This is a genomic window from Lysinibacillus sp. NPDC093197, assembly GCF_044754025.1.
Taxonomy (GTDB): Bacteria; Bacillota; Bacilli; order Bacillales_A; family Planococcaceae; genus Lysinibacillus.
Genome location: NZ_JBIVOH010000002.1, coordinates 523,652 through 545,017, shown reverse-complemented (window position 1 = coordinate 545,017; position 21,366 = coordinate 523,652). Strand labels below are relative to the sequence as shown.

Genomic DNA, 21,366 nt, shown 5'->3' with positions numbered 1-21,366 from the left:
TTATCACCTCCTTTCACTGAAATTATTGTTGAATAAATTGATGCTGATACCTAATACGCATATCAAAATCACCGTTTGCTTTAATGTAGTTGTTTCCGACTAGTAATTCTAAAAATTCATCATTATGATCATCATAGCGATAGATACCTGAATTTTGTCTATTTGACACGATTTCTTCTTTCTGACAATGAATATAAACTTCTTCATTATCGATTAGATTTTCTAATTGCATTTTTTGATTTGTCATCGTATTTATGATTTCGATTGATCCATTGCCATTTGTTTTTGTAATCCAAAGCTTAGGCTTAATATTAAAATCACCTAAGTTTTCTACAACGGCACATGGGTCAAAATTAATAGAAAATGCCTGAATATATGGCTTTTGATATTCTTGCGTAGCACTCATAACAATTTTATAGCGAAATGCCAAACCTTGAAGTCCGTATTGATCTACTAAATCTGTACTATATAAATTTAATGGCTGCCATTTTGTCCAATTGACTGCATCGTATGAAACTGAATAATAAAATTCGACTTGTTGTGCATGGACATTTAAAATATTTGTGGCAATCGTAGTAAAATATTTTTGGGCGTTATTTGTAATTGAATGAATTTTAGAGATATAAGAGCCCTTTACGTTTAAAATTGAACTCCATTTTTTCATGTAAGCACCTCTATTCTATTTTGCCAAACGGTCTAAATTCACAACTGCTGCCGATCCGTTTCCATTTAATTGTTTTTGCTTTACGCCAAACGACAGAGCCATCAATGGAAGTGACCCCATTTTGAATTGAAGCCCATTCAGGTTCAACTGTTGAAGATAATCCTGCTGTTTCGCAAATGTAGTAGTATTGTTTGCTACCATTGGTAGGGTAAACAATATCGCCCACTTCATAGTTATACTCCCTGCGCCAATTGTTGCCGTTTGTATCATAGAACTCTTGATTTAATCCAGTAAGAAAAGTAGGGGAGTTAGTTGAACTTCTGCCATCCACTACACATTCATATAAACCACCATTGTCAGGTACAGCTTTTATTAACTCGCCAACAATATAATCCTTGTTCGTTTTCCTCGATTTTGCATGGATGCCTTCTCTTGTTGCAACCCACCCAATATGGCTACCGATTGCAGGCGTTTTATTCCATATTACATGACCGATTGAATAGAAAATATTTTCATTTAAATCCTCAATAGATTGTGTAGATGATTTTAAGTATTGTTCAAGCTTTGTAAAATTTCCACCATAGTTAATAATGGTCTCTTTAATATCATCCTGTTCAAAGGTAGTCTCAGTTACAATTTTTAAGTCTAATTTAGTTGTAGTTTCCAAGTTAAATGTCACTCCATTTTAAAGTATTGGCATACAAGGTGCCCCATGTATTCGTTAGTTCATCAATAGTTAATCCGTTTGAAGTAATTTTCATATTATGACACTGACCTTCCACAAATGTAGTAATGTCATCCTGAAGTAAATAGCCCTTATTCGATTTTCTGAACTCGATTTTATCTAGTATTTGTTCATGCGAATAGCTGTAAGGTGAGTCGCACCGGATTGTTAACTCGACATAACCTTGTTTGAGGCCATTATGGATTAGTCTAGAATCTCCTTCTACAAGTGCATACATGACTCGATTAGGATTATGATCAAACACTAGTGGTTTATAATAGGGCTGAAAGAGCCAACGAGCAATTTTTCTTAAGTCATGCTCATTTACCCAATCATCAAGATAAAAAGACAATTTAAAAGAGAGTGGATCATGTTCCACTCTCTGAAAGTAAGGTGTTTCATTATTAGCGATTTTCTTTTCGATAATACGCCGTTGTGGTAAAAAATTCTCTTCGAATAAATTACCTGAAGACCATCCAATATAAACGCCCATATCTTTTGATGAAATATTATCATACATAAAATGAACTGATTCTAACACTAAGGTCTCATTCCTTTCTTACGTAGTAAGTTGTCGTTAATCATTTTGCTAAACTTATTGAGATCATTCATATCCCCATTCATTTTATCAATGTTAAATTCGATGTTGATGTTGCCGTATGTAGTCCCTTCAGAATGAAAAGATTTTAGCATGGATGTTGCAGGCTGAAGCAATGAAGAAGGGGAGAGGTTACTCAAAATTTTATCCATGATGTTGATTGAATTAAACAACCCTTTAGTATCTGCAGAATCTAACATAATTTCATTCGGATGTGCGATGATTGCCTTGCCACCTTTACCATCAATACCACTACCAGACCAATTCATATAGCCACCAGAATCTAATGATGCTATATGACTTCGAAAATAATCTTGTAATTTAGGGTTTTGAATAAATTCCACGTAATTTTGCATCATATTTTTTAATTGAGATATCTGCATTGAATTTAAAGTATTCGTTATCTCTTTGTAACCTGCATTCGTCTGTATTTTTGAGCCTTGATCTCTACCTGCTTTAGCCATATTATCAGCTGTATTGCGTAATATTTGTTGCTGTGTAGGATCACTAATTTGGTTGACTAACACATCTTTAAAGTATTTAGCAGTTAACACTCTAGAATCGCCTACGCTAAGTGAAGTACCAATACCATATTTAGAAGCATTGTTATAGGCATTTTCAGAATTTCCACCTATAGCTCCACCATTTACAAACTGATTAAAGTATTCAGTGTATGCGCCGCCGCTTATATTAGATTGTTCTTTAAAATATGCTTTTAAAGTTTCCATCTCCGCATTAGTTAGTCCTGATATTGCTGAGTCAAAACTAGTATTTTTAGAAATAGTAGCACCTTGGTTGTGACCTGCTTCTCCATAAATATTACCTTTATAATGAGCTTGTTCCTTTGCAGCACCTGTCAACATATTCGCAACATTATCAGTTAAAAATTTTCCTAGTAAAACTTTGAGGTTTGCTTCAGATAAATTACCTTTTGATGATGAACCATTTCCATAATTTTTATCAATAGCCGGATTATAGCCTTCTGGTGGAACATTTGATTCAATTTGGGAAGCATTAAATTTAGCAATTAAATTTAATGCTTCTTGTAGCTGGTCAATAACATTTTGACGAATAGAAAAACCTACTGTTTTCATCGTGCCATCCAATGTATCTGCTAATCCTGGCATCGTTAATTTCATTTCATTAATATATCCTTGAAAATCCGCAGTAATTTTATCAAAGTTTTTATCCATAATGTCTTCTCTTAATTGTGCAAACTTTCGTTCATCATTAAGTAAATCATTATAATGTTTTTCCCAATATTCTTTTTCACGGTTAATATTATTGATGACATTTTCATGTTCTTTCTCTTGAAGCTTGGTTTTTTCGTCTATTTCTTCTTCTTTTGTTTCAAGCGCATCATTTAAAGACTCTTTACGTAATTCAATTTCTCGATCGTGTCTACGTTCGGCAATTTGTTTATCAAGTTCATCTAATTGCTCTTGCAGTTTTTTTCGCTTAGATTTTGCTTCATGTGAGTTATCAAGTAGTAATAGATTATATTGACTTTGGACATTATTTCTTTCTTTTTCCATATCGCCAATTTCCATTTCATAATCACGTTCAGATTCTTGTCTATCTAGAAGTTTTAATTTATCCTCTACATTCTTTCGAAATAAATCCATTTCAACTTGAAGATTATTCATGATTTTCTCATGTTTATTATTTTCTTGATTGATTTCATCTTCAATTAATTTCATATGTTCATCTCTACGTTCTTGAACATAATCTTTATATGCAGAAATTAAATCATTTGCAATTTTTTCTAACTTGGATTTATTCGCTTCTTCAAGCTGTTTTGTATAATCTTTTACAGCAAGTGTGGCATTAATATAAGCTAAAGTTTCCGCTTTTAATAAGTCTTCAATTTGTTTGGATTTTTCAATGGTTATATCTTTCTGTTTCAATTCTTCAGCTAACTTATTGCTTGTTTCTAAATGTTTCTCTGCAATCTTTTCTTGCTGCTTAAGCATGATATCAGTATATTTGGCATAGTCAGCAGAACCTTCTTCATACATTTTGCGAATTCCTTCTGCTCTGTCTTTCTCAAATTGCATATCTGCAATAGCTACATCAGATTGGGTTTTAATATTGACAATGATTTCATAATTATTATCTTGAATATCAAGCTGGAGTTGTTTAATATCCTTTTTTAATTCGGTCCCTCTGTCATTAGCTGTCGTTAATGCCTCGCCAAATAATTGTCCCGTATTCATTAGATTTTGAATATCACTTAATTCTTGACGATTAATATTTTGTTTTTCACGCATGGTTGTATTAATTTTTTCAAGTGATTGTTGATATTTGAGGGATGCAGTATCGAGTTCATTTAGAACCAAATATTCGTAATCAAGGGCGGAATCTTTCGTTTTACGTTTATCTTCAAAGGAATTGATTAAATCATTAACAAGACTTACATACGATTCTAATTTCGAGGTATCAACATCAACAATTGCAAAATCAATTTCGCTATTAATTTTACCTAATTCATGTAGTTTTTCAGTATACTCTGCAACGACAGCAGCTGATAGTTGGCCACTATTAATAAATTGTTTTAATTGCTCAATTTCAGCAACATTAATTTTCTTTTTTTCAATTAATGCTTGTGCTTGCTTATCTAATTCATTGCGGTATTCCTTTGATGATTCTTTATATTTCTTTAAGCGATTAGCGCTATTTTCTAGAAATTTATCATAATTTGATTTCTTATATTCAAACGGAAGTAAGTACGCATCAATAATTTCCTTTTCTAATTTGGCAATGGCTTCTTTTTGATTTAAAATATCCATTTGCAAATTGATTAGTTCAGATTTTGCTTGATCTATAGCTTGTTGTCCAGTTGCAACAACGTTAGAAGAATCAGGTATAGTGCCTGAGTTTGCATTATTATAATAAGCTGTTGGATCAATTTGTTGACCGTTTTTACGCGCTTCATAATGAAGGTGGGGACCTGTTGTCCTCCCTTCTTTTCCAGTGTCACCAATATAAGTTCCTGCTTGAATGTATTCTCCAACCTTTGCTACCGTTTTATCTAAATGAGCATAAAGGTGTTCAATACCCGAATCGTCTCTAATGACTACAATATTTCCATAGGATTCATGTTCTTTATTTTTTACTGCATTACCTGCTTTTACGACTGTACCAGATACGTTTGCCTCTAATCGTGTCCCTTTTTTAGCTGAAATGTCTATTCCTAAATGTTTATCTGGTTGACCAGTAATAGGATCTAGACGTCCTCCATAGGAACTTGTAATTTTACCCGACCATCCACTTATTTTTTTGGCAGTACTTGATGCCGATTCATTGCTTGTAATCATCCCGGTTTTATTGATTTTTGATGAAGAGACTTGGGATTGAATAGAGTTAGCTTGTTTTTCTATAATCGATAATTTATCTTTTTCTAGTTTTAATTGCTGTTCTAATGATTTTCGATATTCTTCAGAATGTTTCGGTAGGGTAGATTGAAGTTTTACTTGCTTTTCAATTTCAAGATTTAAATTTTCTAGTGACTGTTTATATGTATCTGTAATATAGGTGGATTGTTGGATTGTTTTATTGCTAGACTTGGATACTTTTGTAGAATTTTCAACAGTATCAATAATATTTTCAATAACGATAGTTGTATCATTTAATACTTTTTGTTTATCAGTTAAATCCTTATTTTTTTCAGATTCTTGTGAATCCAGTATCATCCCTAATCGAGACATAGAGTATAATCTATAGCCATCGTCTTTTATGCCGTTTTTACTATTATTATTAAAAGTCTCTAATTCTTTATCATATTTTTCTTGTAAGCTAGCTCGGGCAAGTAAAATTGCATTTAACTCAGCTTTTAAAATTTTAATTCTCTCTAATGCCAATTGGGCAGAAGCGACAGTCTTTTCTTGATCGTCAGTTAGTTTTTCATCATTATATAATTTATAGGCTTTCAGCAACGTGGCATATGCTTTGTTTTCATTTTCGATAGCATTTATTTTTTCAGATGAGATACCTATTAGTTTGGAGTCATTTTCTAATAAATTTGGATAGGTGGCAGATAATTCTTTCATTACCTCCATTCTTTTATTTAAAGTTTCTCTTAAGAATTGTTCCTCTGTCGTTAACTCATCTTTGTTTAAGATATCTCCTAATGTTTGTTCAGAATAGTCTCCTAATTGTTTAGTTAAAGCATCATATTGAAATAATAAATCATCTGTATGTTTAACTTGTTTTTCTTCAACACCAGCCAATTGTTCATAAACCGTTTGAAATTGTTTTACTTCATCTTTAAGTTCAGAAGTTTTTGCTTTTGCTTCTGCAAATGTTAAATGATTTGCTCGCATTTCTACTGATAATTTCTTTTGAGTAGTAATTGTATCATTGAAATGACCGTTTAAAGAATCCATAATACTTCCAACTTCATCTTCACTTAATCCTAATTTAGATAACTCACCTTTAATAGTTGAAATTTTATCTTTTGTTTCGTTAGCCATTGAGTCAAAAGTGTCAGTAGTCGCATTCTCCATGTTTTGGAAGGCGGTTGTTATATCGGCTATGAATGAATTAGCATTTGTGTTAGAAAATAAGGTTGTTAAAGATTCTTGTAAAGTATTTAAATTACTTGTATCTGTGGCAGCGATTAGTTGTGCTGCAAAACCTTCTGCATTGTTTTTTGCACTTTCCGTTAATTTATCGTTTTCACTTATGGTTTGGGCAATAGTAGCAATGTAATCTGATTTTTGTGCTAAAACTTCCTGATTAAGTTCTCTTTCGTTCTTAACAATTTCTTCTTTAAAGTGTTTTACTTGAATGTTTAATTTCTGATAGTAAGCTGCTAGCTGACTATCGCCATTATTCTCAGCATCTAATTGAAGCTTTGTCAAATCTTTTATTTTTTTATCATAATCCTCTGTTGTTTTAAGTGCAGGTTTTCCTTTACTATCCCTAAAGTTAACTTTTTCATATAAATTAGGGTTGAAATTTGCAGTATGGGAAAGGGTAATAGTAGCATCTTCCGCTAAATTTTTTTGTTTTGACTCAAGTTTAGAAATGGTTTTGTTTCGCGTTTTAATATTGTCATCACGATCATCATTAGCGGCTTGTTCAGCTAGCTGTGCGGCAATTACTTGTTGTTCTTTAAGAAGACCAATTTTTACTTTTAAGGCTTCTGAGGACCCAACAATTTTATTGCCAAATTCATCCTCACCATTAACTAAATTGGGTAAAAATTCTGCAAGTTGATTAGAAATATCTCGATATTCGGCAAGTACGGATGCATCTGTATTTCCCAATGCCATAGCATCCTCTAACTGATCGTATCTTGATACCAGACCATCTATTTCAGTGGAATGTTCAGTATAGGAATTCAAAATTTCCTTTTGAGCTACCTTTAAGTCTTCTGCCTTTTGCTTTGCTTTTGCAATACTCTCACTGATTTTCCCTATAACAAAATCTACCGCCATAAAGCCTAAACCGATACCTGTTGCTGATAAAAGTGTTTTTCCAAATGTGCCTACACTTCTCTCCGTATTTTCAAAGATCCCTTTCAGTGTGGTAGTCGTATCTATTGCTTTTAAGAATGTGTCACCAAGAGAAGTAGAACTTTGTGAGGCCTCTTTCGTATTTTTGCTAAACTCCATAATACCTTGATTAATGTTTTCTAATTGGCTTGAGATTTCTGAAATGCCGGCGATATTGAAACCTTCACCGAATTGTATGTCATTGATCTGTGTATTTAAATCTGAGATTTGGGAAGCTAATTGTTCGAAGTCAGTGTTGTTTGCATAGGCATTATATAATGCATAAAAATTAGATAACGTTGTTTCGAGATTTTGCAGACTTTGTTGTGTTTCTTGTAAGCCGTTTAATTGAATTTGGTTGGAATTAACCTTTTCTACTTCTCTTTTAAGTTGCTTTAGTAGTTGTTCTAATGATTGTAGGTCACCAGTAGGAATGCTTGCTAAACGTTTATAAAATGATTTCACATTTACATTGCTATCATCAATAGCTTCATTTAACTTGTCAATCGATTTTACTGTTGTGGTTATTTGTTGTTTGAATTCATTGAATTGTGAAAGGGTAGGGGATGATCCAGCTCCAACATTTTGCAGTTGTACGTTTAACGTATCTAAATGTTGTTGAAGGGCATTAATTTGCTGTTCATATTCCATAAATAAAGTCGTATTAAAACCTTTTACGTCAAAGTTTATCGTAAGCGTATTTATGTTTTTTAATCTCTTTATGTATGTATTAATATTCTTTCTTGAAACCTCGTCATTGACTCCTAGTGCGACTAATAAATCCATTGGTTTATTTGATTGTGTACCGTTAGTACTCAATTGTTTTTCCCTCCTATTATGAGATAAACAAAAAATACAGCGCCTATAAAAGTTGCTGCATTCTTCCTTTATCAAATTTTCTATGAATATATAAATATCCTAAAATGTTCAAATACCCACCTAAAAAGGTAGGGGAGTAGTTCAAAATTTTAACTATTTAAATTCATTGAATTTTGTCATTGGGTTCTAATTTACTCATCAATTGTTTTTCAAGTTCTAAAAACTGAATACTGATATTTAATTGCTTATTAATTTCTTCGAGAACATTTGAGATTTCTTGTACTGAGAACATTTCCAATAGGAATAGGTCATACCAGCCAATTTCTACTAGATTATGCATAGTAGCAAAATGAGTTTCAATTGATTTATCTTTCAGTTCAGCTTTTAGTTCAGTAAAATGTTTGATAATTAAAAAGAGGATATAGTGTTGAAGCTCATGGTCATTTTTAAAGAAATCTAAGTTTTTTTGTTGAACATATTTAAATGTACTTGCTAAATCATTAATTAACATTGTTTTTTTACGTCTACTGAACTTTGGGTAGTAATAAATAAATTTCCCAAGATTTTTATCAATGTAAAACTTTTGTTTTTTATTTAATTCATCAGCATTCTTTTGAATATCTGCTAGTGTTAGTTTCGTTTCACGTTTAGCCATTTTTTCGACTCCTTCATTGAAATAAAAGGGTAGAGAACTATTCTCTACCCTTTTTTTATTAATTCACTTAAATTACATCAACAGTAATTGCTTCAAGATATGTACCATCTGTTACTTCAATAATTGTTTGATCATTCGTTGCCGCACTTGCGCCTAAAGTTACGATGCCATTTGTATCAACACTTGCAATTGTTGAATTTTTTGAAGTCCAAGTTAAATCACTGTTTTGTAACAGCACGTTACTGTAACCAGGACCACGAATACCTAGTACAGTGATTTGTTGTGAATCTCCTGGAACGGTTGAATCAAGAACTAGACGTGAAGGATTTGAAGCTAGTGCTGTTACTTGTACTTTTTCGTCCGTTAAATTGCGAAGTTTAATGTATGCGTAGTTTCCTTTTTTATCAGCCAGTGAGCTACCTGCTAGGGAAGAAGAAGCTACCCCTTCATGCGTCATTGAAATTTCAACTGCACCATTTGGTTTAAAGTTCGGCACTTCAATAATGACTTCACCTGTTTTCCCATTATTCGAACGAATATCAACATTTAACTCCATACGCACAGCTTTCGGGAATGAATCAGCAGAGATTTCAATCGTATCCATCATTTCCTGTACTGCATAGACAACTTGCACTTCTTTGCCAGCTAAAGCTGGAACAGAAATATCTTTACCCGTAGGAGCGTATTGTGTGAATGTCCCATTCAATTGTTCCACATGGACTTTGCCAATAGGCTTGTCAGCTAGTGTTCCTTTACCACTTTCATCAAGTAGAATAATTTCATCAGTGTAGAATTCAGCTAATTGATGATTAATTTCTGTCCCGTTTTGTAAAGCAATATAAGCAGTATCGAATGCAGCGTCTTCAATAGAGAATGTTAATTCTTTTTGGTAATTAAGCTCATAAACTTTTTTAGAGCCTTTACCTGCATGAATTGCTTGTGTTTGAATTGCTTGCGTCATAGATGAATTTAACAATGTTTTCCCATTAAGAATTAATTCATCCGTTAAACGATCAAATAAACGTACATTTGCTACTGAAGTTAAAAATTGATTTTGTTGTGTCATAATAAATTACCATCCTTTTAGATTATTGTTTTTTATTTATACTAGGATCAAGTCCTAGCTGTTTCATTTGTTTATCGAATGCAGTCTTTGTCATAATGACATCTTCATTTTTCTTCGGTTCTTCTATATGTCCTAACCAATGAGGAAGGTCTTGCTCATTTTTAAATTCAACCATACCTGTATAACGAGCATTTAAAATTGCTTCGCTACTAACCATATAATCCATTCTTATTAACCCTTTATGAAATTGATAAAGTGTTAAGTTTTTTATTTCGTGGTAGGGGAGCCCAGATTTACAATGGTAGGCTACTATTTGCTGTTCTATATCTGCTTGTCTTGTTTTCCTTTTTGCCATGAATGCTCGAGCCTCTTGAATCGCTTTTTTAGTACCTGGATCGATAAATTCATCATCTAAATCGATAAGGTTTTGCTCGCTAATAATGGTCTTGATTTTATCAAAATCACGTTCGTGTAATGAAATACCGTCGACAATAATAAATGCCATGCCTTTTTCATTGACCGTTAACTGTATGTTTTCTGTTTTAAAGATTAAGCGATATAGAGCAATTAGCTTGGATACTAAATCCTTACCATCATTATTTTGGGAGAGGGCGAGGAGAAACATGAAATAAGACATTCTAATTACTTCGGGTTCTTGAAAGTCGCTTTTAGGCAAGAGTAAACATTGCACGCAATCATAAAATTCATCAGCATCTACCATTCGAATAGGATGAAGATGGAGTCCCTTATAGGGGGTTGGCTTGCCAAATGCTTTTATTGTTGAAATGCTCATCATTTTAAACCTCGTGTTTTTTGGCTGGAAGGGATAGTAAAAATCCAACGATATCCTACAAAACCGTCAGGCATATTTAAAAGCGGCATCCCACTGTAGAATCTTAACTCTTTAAACTCTATGAGATTCTCCTGAAAGAGTGCTTCATTCAAGGATTCGCCGAGCCAATCAAGTCGAAAATCTACATTATTAATAGTATTCGGTGTATAAATATCAAAAATATATTGCTGCGTGCTAGAATAGGGGTTTTCAGTAAAAAGATTTGTTGTTTTGAGATAATGTTTTTGAGGTGTTCGTGGACCAGTATATAAACAAATACGACAAAACGCAGAATCTATTATTAAATCGCTTGTTTTATCCCCAATAACTAATATGTTGTTTATAATTAAATCTTTATTAGGTAATTGAGAGATTTCCAATTTTGACTCATCAAGCGGGTCGTCTAATGAATCTTTTGGCAAGTAATACAGTAAACGAAGTAATTTTTCATCATTTTTCAATTGTTGATAAAACTTAGATAAATTATTTACAATTTTCATTCTCCTTTGTCCTCACTTCCTAAAGAGGGTTTATTTCGAAGGTTTCAATTTGTGTTTTATATTATTTCATTTAATTAACACCGCCTACTATATATTGTTAATTTCTAATTTTTCGATATGTACTAATGTGATAAACTTTTTTAATATGAAACCTTCATGATGTATCCATGCAAGTGCATAGATACATTTGAAAATTTCATTATGTATTTTGTATTAATTCATTTATCGGATTTAATCTTCCTCTGCTTCTTCGATTCCAAATGTGATTGCTTCTAAATAAGAAGTATTAGAAAATGTATTATGTCGAATTGATCCTTTTTTAATTTCTTTTTGTTTATAATGAGACAATACGTAATTATCTTGCAAACGATGCTGCGCTATTTGACCTTTAAATAACTTGGCAATTTCTCTACGCCTTTTATTGCGCTTTTTCGTCTCTTTAATAAATATTAAATTTTCTTCTTCTAATAATAATTCCTCTTTCGTAAAATATCCTTTAGTTATATAATAGCCTATCATGTCTAACAGAATTAACGTATTGTATGTATTTGCTGTGAGGCTAAAATATAACTCTAAAGAGATTTCTTCCCCTTTATAAATCAATTTTTCATTTTCTAACAAACAACTTACATACTGAACTCTTTCTTCTATCGGGAGATTTAAATTCAGTTCTACGGTAGCGTGAGGTAATTGTAGTTTCATATGATTGCTCCTTCTACTTATTAAGTTGACTAGTGTATCTTAAAAACTACTATTTTCGCCCAAATATATTTCGCATTACTTTTTGCATTTTTTACACTGTGAATGATATAAATCTTTGCTACTGTTGTTTATACTATAAAATTCATCCGTAGCAGGAAGAACTTCTTTGCATTTGCTACATCGTTTTGATTTTAAGTTTAATTTTTGCGTATATACGACTTTTCTCCATTGTCGATCGTTTTCTTGTTTTATTCGTGAACAAATTGTATTCAATCTTCGGCCAACTGTTTTAATAGGAATTTCTAAAAGCTGTCCTATTTTATGATAAGAGAAGTCTTTAGCTATGTATTTAAGTAATTCAATCTGTTCTTCGTCCAAACTTTTTTTTATTAATTTATCTAAATCGGCGAATAAACTGATAACATCTGTATTCATTTTTAAAGTGCTCGAAGTACATCCTACTTGATTTCCATTAAACATCGTATCATCTATCGAACCCCTAAACGTCAATAATTCCTTAATTACTGTTTCATCTGATAATACTAACTGATTGTATTTTGTATCTTTAGCTGTTTGGTGGGCCATACCTTCATCTCCTTTAATGTAATAAATTAGATATCACTTATTCATATTATAATAGCAGTAAATAATAATTCAACGTTTTTTTAATTAATTAATTTATTAGAATCCTATAATATATAATTTTATATTGTTTCTTCCTATATAATAGAGATATACAAATAATAATTATTAAGGGTAATAAAAGGTTGTAAATTTAATTAATTCATTTATTGTAGTTACATTTTAATATCGCATATGGTACTATTGAAATAATTAGATAATTAATGGAAAAACAAGGGAGTGTAAAGTTTGAAAATTGGTAAAACCCGTGAATTATTAGTTGAAGAAATTAAAGCGAAAATTCCATTAATCGTTCAAAATGATGTATTTTTAGATGAGATTTCCATTCAACTTAATAGACATAACATTAATATAGGAAATATTTTAGAAATGATTAACGATGTAGATGTGCTAAGTGAAGCAAATTTATTTGAGTTATTATTATTAGGTGAACAATTTAATTTAAAACTTGAAGAATATAATTGTAATTGGCTTGAAGAATGGCTAAATCCTTCTGAAATCAAAGAATTAAGATTGTATATAAGAGAATCTCCATATGAAGATATTATTACGTTACCCTATTCTTTTGAAAATGTAATAAAAACAGGACATAACGAATTTACTGTAGTTATTCCAAATGCAATTATCGGTAAGCTATGGATGAGTGGCATTACGATGTATAACCCCAATATCCAGCGGCAAGCAAAAAAGAAAAAGTTAAAAAACGAAATTATAGAAGTGATGAATCTAAATCCGAAATCATTACGTGAGATTGAAAAACAAACATTAAATGGAGATTTGATTACTTCTACTTTGAGATATAATGCAAAAGTTGGTACTGGAAATGAAGGACTAGAATTATTTTACGATGAAAAAGAAAAAACACTGACATTGTTAGAAGGAACTATATTGGATGTTTTAGATGGTGCACATCGAACTTTCTCTATCTATAATGCCTACATGAAAAAGACCGAGCTAGAAGGTAATATGATTGTCATCATTTCAAATATGACAGAAGCACAATGTAAAAGAGTTCAAGTAGATATGGCAAAAGCTAATCCGATTCCAAAACCAAGATTGCAAGAATTGGCTAAGGATAAGTTATCTGATGAAGTTGTGATTGAATTAAAGGTGGAAGGGGAATTGAAGGGAAGAATCACTTCTAATTCAAATATTAAATATTCATATGGTGAGGTAGTTACTTTTTCAGAGCTATCAAATGCAATCAATAATAGCTTTGAATTAGAAAGTCGTATAGAGGTAGTAAAGATAGCGAAAGTAATTAATGAATATATGATGTATCTTTTTGCTTATTATAAAGAGCATTTAAATGATAAAAGCTCTTTAATGTTTAAAAATCGAATGTTTAATGGACATATTGAATTAGCTGCACAAATGCATGCCAAAAATATCGCATTTGAAAGTTTGGCTAATTATTTAAATCAGCTAGACTTCTCTATACATAATCCGTTATGGGAAGAGCTTGGCATTCTCCAATATGGGGGACTAAGCGTTCAAAATAGAAAAAAACTTCAGAAAGTATTTGAGAATTTAATTCAATAATGAGGTGTATAACTGATGCTGAAAGATAATGTATTTAATAAGGATATTAAGGAATGGTATTTAACATCTTTAGATATAAAGGATAATAGTTTAACTACGTATTTCTCACTCTTCAATAAAGCAACTCAAATTGAAAATCAAAAAAATAAAGATATTTTTGATATGAATAAAGTAGAGTTAGAAGAGTTATTTTATAGTTTGAAATCTCCTAGCCCACAACCGTTAAGTGCGTCCATAGGTTTTATTTCTAGATATATAGATTGGGCAATAATGAACGGACATACAAAAAATCGTTCACAAAGGTTACCGAGCATCATTGATATGGAATACTGTAGTAGATTTGTTTTTAAAGCGTCGATTGTCAGATACACAAGAGAACAATTACTAACTTATATGCGTTTATTTGACGACCAAAGACATGCGGTATTTTTATTATGTTTATTTGAGGGAATAAAAGGAGAAGGGTATAGCGAAATATTAAATTTAAAAATGGAGGATTTAAGTAGTGAAAACGGAAATTATTTTGCTAAGTTGACGAGTAAAGGCTGTAGAAGAAAAATAAATATTACAGAAGATCTTTATTGGAAGCTTGAAAAACTGGACAAAGTTTCGTCTACTAGTTTAATCCCTAAACAAGGCCAAAAATACTTCTCTGACAATACCTATATCTTTAAAAAAGCAAATGTAAATAGTAACGATATTCAACTGAGAGCTTCCTTCGGGAATAGAGCATTGGAATTAGCAAAAACAGTTTTTGATAATAATAATTTAATTGCCAGTACAATACAGATCTCAGGAATGATGTGGTATATATGGGACATGATAAAAGATAATGAAATAAAAATAGTAAATAAAGAACTACTTGATAAAGTCGCAATTAAATATGATACTGGTTTTGCGAACAAAGATAACAAGTATGTAAGTTATTCTGTTCTTAAACATAAATTAGATTTTGATTTTATGAAAAAAAACTATGGACACTTTAATATTGAGCTATAGAACTGGTGAATACCAGTTTTTTTTATTGCAGATTTTTAAGTAAACAATTATTAGTGGATTGGATTGTGCTTACTAGGTTAAACGATTGGTAGCTCAATAAATACTAATGCTCTAGTCAAAAACAGCGTGCTGTTGTTTTTAGGCGCAATTTTTAAATTGAACATTAGATAAAATGTAAAAATTCTCTAAAATAAACTTGTAAACGAACATCTGTTCGTGATAAGATAAGGACAAATCTAATATGGTTGAGCAAAATATGTTAGTTTAGTGTAATACTAGGAGGTTTTATTATGAATGATTTACAAACAACAGCTATTTTAGAGTTAGTTCTTTTTAATGAAAGTAATATTTCAAACGAGTTATTGAAAGACTTTAACGGTGGAATTACAAATGTTATTTTGAGCGATGAGGGGGGAAATATTTTAGAATGTAAATGTATGGATAGCTCTGTATCGAGTTTAATACTAATGGATACATGGAATGAGGATGAACTAGAATTAATTAAAGATGTTGATGATACAAAATTTATCTATCAACAATCACAAAGTATAGATATCCAATATGATAGTTTAGTTCAATTGGATGATAATCAAGAAAATTTATTTTGTGTCGTGGAGCTTAAAAATATAATTTATTTATATAATGGCTTTTTAAGAAAGTCGATTATTGATGATAGTATTACATGTTTAAATAGTCTAAAGGAATATTTAAATAGCTACTATCCAGGACATATTATACTAGAGAAGATAAATTAATAGCGCTAAGTATAGAATCTATTGAAATAACGGAATTATTTAAATGAAATAATTTAAAATTAAAGAAGTGATACTAATGACAAAGGTTGGGGTTTATATGGATACGATAAATAAGTTATTAAAAGAATTGACGTTAGATTTTGGTTATATTTTTGGTGCTATTAATCAAGGAAGAGTGTTTGAAAGTGACAATAATATGAAAGACTTTTTGCATAAGAGTCAAGCATTTCAAATAAAGTTGGTAGATATTACAAAGCACATAGAACAATTACAAATTCAGTCAGAAAAAGAAAAAACATTGGAAAGGCTGAATAAGCTAATTGATTTTATAGAAAAACAGGTATATGTGGAATGATTTGAATTACTGCTAAGGTGAAGGGAAGGAGCAAAATGAAGGCTTCCAACAATAGAAATTTAAATAGAAATAAAGTTGATCGTTATGCAATGGGTTTAGCATACCAGGAAATGGGCAAATTAAATTTAATGATTTCAGCGGAAATGGAACATTTAGAAATAGAAACACTTAAAACTGTAGAAGCATTTTTAAAGACTATTAATATTTTAATCAAAAATAGTTAATACATAAGACTTAATAAATATAATACATAATAAGAACCGAAATAAAACTACCATATTAGATGAATTAATTGAAAAGGTTGGGATTATGCGGTGGTTTTTCTGTTGAAGCATCTAGGTATTTTAATGAATGTATATAAAATAACGTTTATATTATTACTACTTTTTATTTTAATGAATTTTACCTTGGAAGATAAAAAACTACATAAAAGCAGTCATAATGGTGAAGAACTATTACAAAATTCCCCAAAGATCAAGTTAGAAACCTCTATGAAAATGATTCGTAGTAAAGCAATAACTTTAAGGCAAGAAAAATTACAAATAGAAAAGGAAAAGCAGAGGTTGAAACAGGAAGCTATGATTAGAAAAGAAAAAATCTTGCTAGTTGAACAAAGTAAGAATCCGTCTTCTAAAGAGAAAGTTCAAACAATCAGCAACCAAGAGAAACAAAAACAAAACACTAAAAAGTGGATGAAATTTAATGCATCATATTATGGTCCCGATTGCAAAGGTTGTAGTGGTATTACAGTAACGGGCATTAATGTTCGTGAAACTAATTATTATAATGGGTTAAGGATTGTAGCGGTGGATCCATCAGTACTTCCATTAGGAACTATTGTAGAAATAAAGACACCATATGAATCATTTAGAGCTATTTCAGCAGATAAAGGAGGAGCCATCAAAGGTTATAAGTTAGATATTCTAGTAGAATCTGAAGAAGTAGCAACAAAATACGGCAGACATAATGTGCAAGTACGTATTATCAATATCCTTAAAGCTAATTCAGAAGGTGATACATAGTCTTTAATTCAAGCAAGTTGTCGTAAATTAAGATCATTACATAGAAATCTTTTTTATTTGTTAAAAAATTTTGAAACTTTTTTCTCAGTGCATCCGTATAGTAGGTAATACGTTGAAAAGGGGTGATCTATTTGACGCTATTTGGCTATACATTGGAGCAAATTTATTTAGTGGTATTAATTTTCGCGGGACTGGCAACGGTTTTGTTTATGTTTTTCGGTGATGCTGTCGAGGGCATAGGAGAGGGTCTACCGATTTTTAATCCAAGTGTCATTCTTTCTTTCATTACGTTAATGTCAGCAGCTGGATTTATTTTAGAAAAGTTAGCCTTTTTCCCTAGCGTTTGGAATATAGGTGTAGCTGCTGTAATTGGAGTTATTTTAAGTGCCCTATTTTATTTATTTATTCTCGTTCCACTAAAATCTGCTGATGTCTCATTAGCCTATACAGAAGAATCACTTGAAGGTCAGTTAGGTAAGGTTATTGTACCGATACCGTCTGATGGCTTTGGTGAAGTTGTCATTGAGACTACAAGCGGTATGATTGCAAAGCGTGCAACAGGCTTTGACAATGAGGTAATTGATTATGATACGACAGTCCTTGTAGTTGAAGTGAGGGCAGGCACTCTTTTTGTGAGAGCCTATGAAAAAAAATTTATTTAAAGGAGAGATACTATTATGTCAATGGATATTTTGATTGTTCTAGGTATTGTAGCATTTATTTTAATCGCTCTTGTAGCACTATATGTAACAAAGTATCGTACAGCGGGTCCTGATGAAGCACTGATTGTAACAGGTAGCTATCTTGGCTCAAAAAATGTACATAAAGATGAGTCAGGAAATCGAATTAAAATTATTCGTGGGGGCGGTACATTCGTCTTCCCGATTTTCCAGCAAGCTCAACCATTAAGCTTACTATCAAGTAAATTAGAAGTTACAACACCTGAAGTTTATACGGAACAGGGCGTTCCAGTAATGGCAGATGGTACAGCAATTATTAAAATTGGTGGTTCTATTTCAGAAATCGCTACAGCTGCTGAGCAGTTTTTAGGAAAGCAAAAGGCAGAACGTGAAGGTGAAGCACGTGAAGTATTGGAAGGACACTTACGTTCGATTTTAGGGTCGATGACGGTTGAGGAAATTTATAAAAACCGAGATAAATTCTCGCAAGAGGTACAACGTGTTGCTTCTCAAGATTTAGCGAAGATGGGTCTTGTCATTGTTTCCTTTACAATTAAAGATGTGCGCGATAAAAATGGCTATCTTGATTCACTTGGTAAGCCAAGAATTGCACAAGTTAAACGAGATGCAGATATTGCGACTGCAGTTGCAGAAAAAGAAACACGTATTAAGCGTGCAGAAGCATCAAAAGAAGCACAAAAGGCTGAAATAGAACGTGCAACAGAAATTGCGGAAGCAGAAAAAGAAAATCAATTAAAAGTGGCGGAATTCCGTCGTGAGCAAGATATTGCGAAAGCTCGTGCAGACCAAGCTTATGAATTAGAAACTGCACGTGCCAAACAGGAAGTAACTGAACAAGAAATGCAAATTCGCATTATTGAACGTCAAAAGCAAATTGAATTAGAAGAAAAAGAAATTTTACGTCGTGAAAAGCAATACGATTCAGAAGTGAAGAAAAAAGCAGATGCTGATCGTTATGCAGTTGAGCAAAATGCAGAAGCTGAAAAAATGCGTGAGCTTGCGCAAGCAGATGCTGAGAAATATCGTATTGAGTCGTTAGCAAAGGCAGAAGCGGAGAAGATTCGTTTAGATGGTATCGCGAAAGCGGATGCCGAGCGTGCGCAAGGTGAAACAGAAGCCGATATTATTCGCCTACGAGGTCTTGCAGAAGCTGAAGCGAAACGTAAAATTGCAGAAGCCTTCGAGTACTACGGTCAAGCAGCTGTCCTTGATATGGTTGTACGCATGATGCCAGAGTATGCGAAAGAGCTTGCAAGTCCACTAGGCAATATCGATAAAATTACAGTTGTTGATACTGGTGGCGGAGAAGGCGGAAGTGGTGCTAATAAGGTGACTTCTTATGCAACGAACTTAATGTCAACACTACAGGAAACATTAAAGGAAACGTCAGGCATTGATGTGAAGGAATTAATCGAAAGCTACGCTGGTAAGCACACATTGAGACCAGAGCTTGAGCGTATTGCGACAGAGCTAGTGAAACAGCCAGAACCTGTTGCTACAGAAAAACAAAAAGAAACAGTTGAACAATAAACATTAGAAAAAGTGTTAGATTGACTGCGGTCAATCTAACACTTTTTTGTTTTGTCGTTAATGTTCGCTACGGCGGTTTGTTTCCGCGGGCACACAGTAAGGCACACCCTTACTAACGCGCGGTTTGTTGTGTCTTACGTGGCGTGCGTTCCCATAAGGGTCAACGCCTCCGCTGCCATCAACTATCGGAAATTTACTAACATCTTTGCCAACACTCTATCAGTAATCTATCTTATTACATTGTAGGTATTGTCGTTTATTTCCACTCGCTCGCAAGCATGCCGTAAACGACGTGGTCGACGTAGTGGTCGTATAGCCACTCTGCAGCACGAATTGTTCCTTCTGTTGTGAAATTAAGTCGTTCAGGGATAGCCCTGCTCTTTGTGTTGCCCACAGCAGCACGGATTTCAACTTTATTTAGTTGTAGTTCGTCAAACGCATATTGTAATAATGCTTGTACTGTTTTGGTCATTATGCCATGGCCTTGAGCGTCTTTACCGAGCCAATAGCCGATTGCTGCAATTTTATTACTATAATTAATAGTATTAAAGCCAGCGATTCCTACAATTTTATCGCGGAAAATAATAGCTAGCGACATGCTACTTTTTGCTTCGTAGCCAGCAATACAGCCTTCGATATAGCTTTTTGTATCCGAAAGCTCTTTTGTGAAATCTACCCACGGTAACCATTCACGTAAATATTCTCTCGAATTATCTGTTAGCGTGAAAACAGCCTCTGCATCATCTAAAGTGATTGTTCGTAACGATAATTCGTGATTGATAATAATTTCCATACTATTGCCGCCTCAATTCTATATTTTATTTCAAAGCATTATGCATAAAGCCCTTCATTTCTTGACTTAGCGTCGTTAGTTCTTCAATAATTTCACTAAAATCTTGCACAAGTTGGGCCTGTTCATTTGTTGCATCATTAATTTGTCCCATATTTTGCTTTAGATTATCAAGATTTCTATTAATATTGCGAAGAGAAGCTTCAATATTTTCCGTTGCACTAGAAGTTTCAAATGAAAGTTTTCTGACTTCCTGTGCAACGATATTAAAACCTGCTCCATGCTGACCTGCGCGAGCCGCTTCAATCGACGCATTTAAGCCAAGTAAATTCGTTTGACGAGAAATACTTTTTATTAAATCTGTAACATCATTTGTTTTTTCGGAATCCTCAAGCGCGTGTTGCGCCTGTTTGTTAATTTCCTCACTAGTTGCTGCTAACTCCTCTGAATGGGAGGCGATGGTATGTACTTTATCTTGAAGATTATTCACGATATTATCCATTGTATTCATATACTGTTCGAGTTTGAGCTCATTATCAATTGGTAATCCAAAGGCTAGTGCCCCAATAACTTTACCATTTTCTCGAATCGGAAATGCAAAAGCATTGATGGCAATACCGTATACGTTCTCGGGAATGATGACATCTGCATTTTTTCCAGCAAAGGCGATGAACACATTTTGATCATTCGCATTTACTTTTTGGCCATCCACATAACCTGTGTCTACACGTTTGCCTGCTAAATATTTTACAACTGTTTCACTTTCCTTCTCAATGACAGCTACAATCGCTTCCTCTTTTAATGCAAGATGGATATAGTGCGCTGATAGAGCTAAAGCTTCAATCATTTTCATGGGATACCTCCGAGTCTTTATAAAAACATTGATTTCTAGATTATTCCTTCACTGTAGCACACTAAATGCTAATTCAAAATAGTAAAAACATTCATTTAACAGAAAAAAGATATTTTTCT

20 protein-coding genes are annotated in these 21,366 nt (G+C 32.6%); 8 read left to right on the top strand and 12 right to left on the bottom strand.

The window, feature by feature from the left end:
- Positions 1-22 precede the first annotated feature (22 nt).
- The 10 genes from ACIP9G_RS08550 to ACIP9G_RS08505 form a co-directional block, all read right to left on the bottom strand.
- Positions 23-664 (bottom strand): phage distal tail protein, encoded by a 642-nt coding sequence (locus ACIP9G_RS08550; protein WP_401018763.1) that lies wholly within the window; start codon positions 662-664, stop codon positions 23-25.
- A gap of 10 nt (positions 665-674) precedes the next feature.
- A complete protein-coding gene (locus ACIP9G_RS08545; protein ID WP_401018762.1) occupies positions 675-1,331 on the bottom strand; it encodes a hypothetical protein in 657 nt (218 codons plus the stop codon).
- 1 nt (position 1,332) lies between these two features.
- Positions 1,333-1,929, bottom strand: coding sequence for a distal tail protein Dit (locus ACIP9G_RS08540; protein WP_401018760.1), 597 nt, complete (start codon positions 1,927-1,929; stop codon positions 1,333-1,335).
- Positions 1,929-8,303, bottom strand: a complete 6,375-nt coding sequence (locus ACIP9G_RS08535) for a peptidoglycan DD-metalloendopeptidase family protein (RefSeq protein ID WP_401018758.1) — start codon at positions 8,301-8,303, stop codon at positions 1,929-1,931. The genes ACIP9G_RS08540 and ACIP9G_RS08535 overlap by 1 nt, the downstream gene beginning before the upstream one ends.
- 163 nt (positions 8,304-8,466) lie before the next feature.
- On the bottom strand, positions 8,467-8,958 hold the full coding sequence (locus ACIP9G_RS08530) for a hypothetical protein (protein WP_401018757.1): 492 nt from the start codon (positions 8,956-8,958) through the stop codon (positions 8,467-8,469).
- Positions 8,959-9,025: 67 nt separating this feature from the next.
- Positions 9,026-10,024, bottom strand: a complete 999-nt coding sequence (locus ACIP9G_RS08525) for a hypothetical protein (protein WP_340825263.1) — start codon at positions 10,022-10,024, stop codon at positions 9,026-9,028.
- 22 nt (positions 10,025-10,046) lie between these two features.
- On the bottom strand, positions 10,047-10,820 hold the full coding sequence (locus ACIP9G_RS08520; protein ID WP_340825262.1) for a hypothetical protein: 774 nt from the start codon (positions 10,818-10,820) through the stop codon (positions 10,047-10,049).
- A complete protein-coding gene (locus ACIP9G_RS08515; protein ID WP_401018756.1) occupies positions 10,817-11,356 on the bottom strand; it encodes a hypothetical protein in 540 nt (179 codons plus the stop codon). Before ACIP9G_RS08515 ends, ACIP9G_RS08520 begins: the two co-directional genes overlap by 4 nt.
- Before the next feature lie 231 nt (positions 11,357-11,587).
- Entirely contained in the window at positions 11,588-12,058 is a 471-nt protein-coding gene (locus ACIP9G_RS08510; protein ID WP_340825260.1) for a hypothetical protein, read from the bottom strand.
- 75 nt (positions 12,059-12,133) lie between these two features.
- Positions 12,134-12,643 carry a hypothetical protein gene (locus ACIP9G_RS08505; protein WP_340825258.1) on the bottom strand — a complete coding sequence of 170 codons (510 nt, stop codon included), beginning with the start codon at positions 12,641-12,643 and terminating at the stop codon, positions 12,134-12,136.
- 285 nt (positions 12,644-12,928) lie between these two features.
- On the opposite strand from ACIP9G_RS08505, the gene ACIP9G_RS08500 reads away from it, so the two are divergent.
- The 8 genes from ACIP9G_RS08500 (at position 12,929) to ACIP9G_RS08465 (ending at position 19,604) form a co-directional block, all read left to right on the top strand.
- A complete protein-coding gene (locus ACIP9G_RS08500; protein ID WP_340825257.1) occupies positions 12,929-14,242 on the top strand; it encodes a ParB N-terminal domain-containing protein in 1,314 nt (437 codons plus the stop codon).
- 15 nt (positions 14,243-14,257) lie between these two features.
- Positions 14,258-15,241: a phage lytic cycle repressor MrpR family protein gene (locus tag ACIP9G_RS08495; RefSeq protein WP_401018755.1), complete on the top strand. Its 984-nt coding sequence runs from the start codon at positions 14,258-14,260 to the stop codon at positions 15,239-15,241.
- Positions 15,242-15,531: 290 nt separating this feature from the next.
- A complete protein-coding gene (locus ACIP9G_RS08490) occupies positions 15,532-15,996 on the top strand; it encodes a hypothetical protein (RefSeq protein WP_340825255.1) in 465 nt (154 codons plus the stop codon).
- 76 nt (positions 15,997-16,072) lie between these two features.
- Positions 16,073-16,351, top strand: a complete 279-nt coding sequence (locus tag ACIP9G_RS08485; protein WP_340825254.1) for a hypothetical protein — start codon at positions 16,073-16,075, stop codon at positions 16,349-16,351.
- Positions 16,352-16,386: 35 nt separating this feature from the next.
- Entirely contained in the window at positions 16,387-16,575 is a 189-nt protein-coding gene (locus ACIP9G_RS08480) for a hypothetical protein (protein WP_401018753.1), read from the top strand.
- Between the two features lie 102 nt (positions 16,576-16,677).
- Positions 16,678-17,373 carry a 3D domain-containing protein gene (locus ACIP9G_RS08475; RefSeq protein WP_401018752.1) on the top strand — a complete coding sequence of 232 codons (696 nt, stop codon included), beginning with the start codon at positions 16,678-16,680 and terminating at the stop codon, positions 17,371-17,373.
- A 131-nt stretch (positions 17,374-17,504) separates the two neighbouring features.
- The gene (locus tag ACIP9G_RS08470; RefSeq protein ID WP_340825251.1) at positions 17,505-18,035 is read left to right on the top strand and encodes an NfeD family protein; all 531 of its coding nucleotides are present in this window, start codon (positions 17,505-17,507) and stop codon (positions 18,033-18,035) included.
- A gap of 15 nt (positions 18,036-18,050) precedes the next feature.
- The gene (locus ACIP9G_RS08465; RefSeq protein ID WP_340825250.1) at positions 18,051-19,604 is read left to right on the top strand and encodes a flotillin lipid rafts scaffold protein FloT; all 1,554 of its coding nucleotides are present in this window, start codon (positions 18,051-18,053) and stop codon (positions 19,602-19,604) included.
- A 256-nt stretch (positions 19,605-19,860) separates the two neighbouring features.
- Here the strand turns inward: ACIP9G_RS08465 and ACIP9G_RS08460 are convergent, their stop codons facing one another.
- A complete protein-coding gene (locus tag ACIP9G_RS08460) occupies positions 19,861-20,397 on the bottom strand; it encodes a GNAT family N-acetyltransferase (RefSeq protein ID WP_401018751.1) in 537 nt (178 codons plus the stop codon).
- Positions 20,398-20,422: 25 nt separating this feature from the next.
- Positions 20,423-21,247, bottom strand: coding sequence for a methyl-accepting chemotaxis protein (locus ACIP9G_RS08455; RefSeq protein ID WP_401018750.1), 825 nt, complete (start codon positions 21,245-21,247; stop codon positions 20,423-20,425).
- Positions 21,248-21,366: the final 119 nt, after the last annotated feature.

Excerpts from the sequence above, each read along its gene's own strand:
- ACIP9G_RS08550 (WP_401018763.1), bottom strand. The coding sequence starts at position 664 with ATGAAAAAATGGAGTTCAATTTTAAACGTAAAGGGCTCTTATATCTCT.
- ACIP9G_RS08530 (WP_401018757.1), bottom strand. The coding sequence starts at position 8,958 with ATGGCTAAACGTGAAACGAAACTAACACTAGCAGATATTCAAAAGAAT.
- ACIP9G_RS08525 (WP_340825263.1), bottom strand. The coding sequence starts at position 10,024 with ATGACACAACAAAATCAATTTTTAACTTCAGTAGCAAATGTACGTTTA.
- ACIP9G_RS08520 (WP_340825262.1), bottom strand. The coding sequence starts at position 10,820 with ATGATGAGCATTTCAACAATAAAAGCATTTGGCAAGCCAACCCCCTAT.
- ACIP9G_RS08515 (WP_401018756.1), bottom strand. The coding sequence starts at position 11,356 with ATGAAAATTGTAAATAATTTATCTAAGTTTTATCAACAATTGAAAAAT.
- ACIP9G_RS08510 (WP_340825260.1), bottom strand. The coding sequence starts at position 12,058 with ATGAAACTACAATTACCTCACGCTACCGTAGAACTGAATTTAAATCTC.
- ACIP9G_RS08505 (WP_340825258.1), bottom strand. The coding sequence starts at position 12,643 with ATGGCCCACCAAACAGCTAAAGATACAAAATACAATCAGTTAGTATTA.
- ACIP9G_RS08495 (WP_401018755.1), top strand. The coding sequence starts at position 14,258 with ATGCTGAAAGATAATGTATTTAATAAGGATATTAAGGAATGGTATTTA.
- ACIP9G_RS08490 (WP_340825255.1), top strand. The coding sequence starts at position 15,532 with ATGAATGATTTACAAACAACAGCTATTTTAGAGTTAGTTCTTTTTAAT.
- ACIP9G_RS08485 (WP_340825254.1), top strand. The coding sequence starts at position 16,073 with ATGACAAAGGTTGGGGTTTATATGGATACGATAAATAAGTTATTAAAA.
- ACIP9G_RS08480 (WP_401018753.1), top strand. The coding sequence starts at position 16,387 with ATGAAGGCTTCCAACAATAGAAATTTAAATAGAAATAAAGTTGATCGT.
- ACIP9G_RS08465 (WP_340825250.1), top strand. The coding sequence starts at position 18,051 with ATGTCAATGGATATTTTGATTGTTCTAGGTATTGTAGCATTTATTTTA.
- ACIP9G_RS08460 (WP_401018751.1), bottom strand. The coding sequence starts at position 20,397 with ATGGAAATTATTATCAATCACGAATTATCGTTACGAACAATCACTTTA.
- ACIP9G_RS08455 (WP_401018750.1), bottom strand. The coding sequence starts at position 21,247 with ATGAAAATGATTGAAGCTTTAGCTCTATCAGCGCACTATATCCATCTT.